The following is a 2,773-nucleotide window of genomic DNA, read 5'->3' on the forward strand; positions in this document are numbered from 1 at the left end:
GTGGAGTGGAAGACCGTCCAGCCCAGCGCTCCGAGGCCGACCACCAGCACGACGGCGGCGGCCGCCAGCCAGCCGAGCCGGGGACGACGGGCGAAGGCGAAGGTGTTGCGCCTGGTCTTGTAGAACTTGGTCAGTCGTCTTTTCCGTCGAAAAATCAGCGTCGCCTGACGGCGCGACGTCAGCGGGGCTGTCGTCGTCGGCGCCGGCGTCGCGTCGCATGGATCATGAACGTCGTCTCCTACGCTTTTGCCGCGCGGGACGACAAGGCTTGAGGGCCGAAAGCGCTTCCGACCGACGCCCCTATTGCCTCGAACGCGTTGACGCTCGAAGGTGCGCCCCTGAACGAGAACCTTCGCTTGACCGCCTTCCTGCGCCTCTTCCAGACCGACACAGGCCCACGCCTCGAAGGCGAGAAAGTGTTCCTGCGTCTGCCTCGACTGCACGACTACAAGCCGTGGGCGGAGTTGCGCGCGCAGTCGGCGGCCTTCCTTCGACCCTGGGAGCCGACCTGGCCCGAGGATGATCTGACGCGCCCGGCCTTCCGCGCCCGGCTCAACGCCTATGCCCGCGAGATGGAGACAGGAGAGGCCTTTCCGTTCTTCATGTTCCGCCGCGACGACGGGGCGCTGATGGGCGGGGTGAGGCTGTTCCACATCCGGCGCGGCGTCGCCCAGAGCGGCGTGATCGGCTACTGGATCGGTCAGTCCCACGCCCGCCAGGGCTTCATGCAGGACGGTGTCCGGGCGGCGATCGACTTCGCGTTCGGCGAGCTGGCGCTGCATCGGCTGGAGGCCGCCTGCATGCCCGAGAACCAGCCTTCGGCCGCCGTTCTGCTGAAATCCGGGTTCGCGGAGGAGGGATATGCCCCCGCTTATCTGAAAATTAACGGCGAGTGGCGAGATCATCGTCTGTTCGGGATGGTCGCGCCAGGTTAGCGCGCTCGCCCAAGCGTTGCGCCTTTGGGCGCGGGATCAGGGCATGTCGTTCAAGATTAGTCAGCGACGCGTATGGGACGCCACGGCCACGCTGGAGGCCTTGGGCGCCGCCGAAGTCGCGCTTTGGCTCTGGGAGCCCGAGGCCGACCGTTTGCGCGTCAACGGCGCGGCGCGGGCTTTGGGCCTGGGACCGCTGGCCCCGGACTGCTCCTCCGCCGCCTTCCGCGCCCTGACCCTGCCCCAAGACCGCGCCCAGGCCGAAGACATCCTCAAGGTTCGCCCCCCGGGCAGCGAGATCGTCGCCCGCCTGCGCATGCGCAACGGCGAGATCTGCATCTGGCGCGGGACCTGGCTGGAAGACGGGGTGCGCGCCGCCGGCGTCATCGCCCCCGAGGTCAAGTTCGCCGCCTCCGAACGCGACACCCTGACCGGCCTTCTCGACCGCAAGAGCTTCATCGCCCAGGCCCGCGAGCGGCTTGGCAAGAGCGGCGTGCATGAGCTGGTCGTCGCCGACGTCGATCGCCTGCGCCGCCTGAACGAGGCCCTGGGCCACGAGCGCGCCGACCTGGTGCTGGCCGCCCTGGGCTCGCGCCTGGCCGCCGCCTTCCCGTCCGAGGCCCTGCTGGGCCGGATCGGCGAGGACGAGTTCGCGGTGCTGTGCGACCCGGCCGGCTTCGAGCCCGCCGAGCTGCTGCGCACCGCCCTGGAGCAGCCCCTGCGGGTGGCCGGCTTCGACATCCATCCCACCCTGTCGATCGGCGCGGTGTCGGCTGAAGGCGGCGAAGACGCCCCCGAGGCCGCCGAACTGCTGCGTCGCGCCGAGCTGGCCGTCGAGGCCGCCGCTTCCGCCGGGCGCGGCGGCGCCGCCGCCTACGGCCGCTCGATGGAGACCGACAGCCTGTCGCGCCTGGCCCTGGAGGCCGATCTGCGCGGCGCCATCGGCCGCGGCGAGATCACCCCCTTCTTCCAGCCCGTCGTGCGGCTGTCGACCGGCGCGCTGTCGGGCTTCGAGGCCCTGGCCCGCTGGATCCATCCGCGTCGCGGCATGCTGCCGCCCGACGAGTTCCTCCCGCTGGTGGAGGAGATGGGCCTGATGAGCGAGCTGGGCGAGCACATGATGCGCACCTCGGCCCGGCAGCTGGCCGCCTGGCGCGCCTCGCACCCGGCCGTCGGCGCCCTGACCGTCAGCGTCAACCTGTCGACCGGCGAGATCGACCGCCCAGGCCTGGTCCACGACGTGCGCCAGGTGCTCAAGGAGCACGACTTGCCGCGCGGCGCGCTGAAGCTGGAAGTCACCGAAAGCGACATCATGCGCGATCCCGAGCGGGCCGCGGTGATCCTGCGGACCTTGCGCGAGGCCGGCGCCGGCCTGGCGCTGGACGATTTCGGCACCGGCTTCTCGTCGCTGTCGTACCTGAYGCGCCTGCCGTTCGACACGCTGAAGATCGACCGCTACTTCGTGCGGACCATGGGCAGCAACGCCGGCTCGGCCAAGATCGTCCGCTCGGTGGTCAAGCTGGGCCAGGACCTGGATCTGGAAGTCGTCGCCGAAGGCGTCGAGAACGCCGAGATGGCCCGCGCCCTGCAGGCGCTGGGCTGCGACTACGGCCAGGGCTTCGGCTACGCGCCGGCCCTGTCGCCGCAGGAGGCCGAGGTCTATCTGAACGAGGCCTATGTCGACGGCGCCGCGCCGGTGAAGGCGCGCGGCTAGCTCCGCCACTCAAACGCTCGTCATCCTCGGACTTGTTCCGAGGACCTCTCGCGCCGCCGAGCTGTCGCGTGCCGACTAGGTCGCGACTTCTCCGCCTGCCGTTTTCGCAGCCGACGCAGGGGTCCTC

2 protein-coding genes are annotated in these 2,773 nt (G+C 70.3%); both read left to right on the plus strand.

Annotated features, from left to right (window positions below; all coding sequences use genetic code 11):
• Window positions 1-356 precede the first annotated feature (356 nt).
• Entirely contained in the window at window positions 357-935 is a 579-nt protein-coding gene (locus AC1DZ6_RS22985; RefSeq protein ID WP_477099429.1) for a GNAT family N-acetyltransferase, read from the plus strand.
• 43 nt (window positions 936-978) lie between these two features.
• Window positions 979-2,646, plus strand: coding sequence for a putative bifunctional diguanylate cyclase/phosphodiesterase (locus AC1DZ6_RS22990; RefSeq protein WP_477099430.1), 1,668 nt, complete (start codon window positions 979-981; stop codon window positions 2,644-2,646).
• Window positions 2,647-2,773: the final 127 nt, after the last annotated feature.

This window comes from Caulobacter sp. P1_B12_2 (assembly GCF_056406675.1).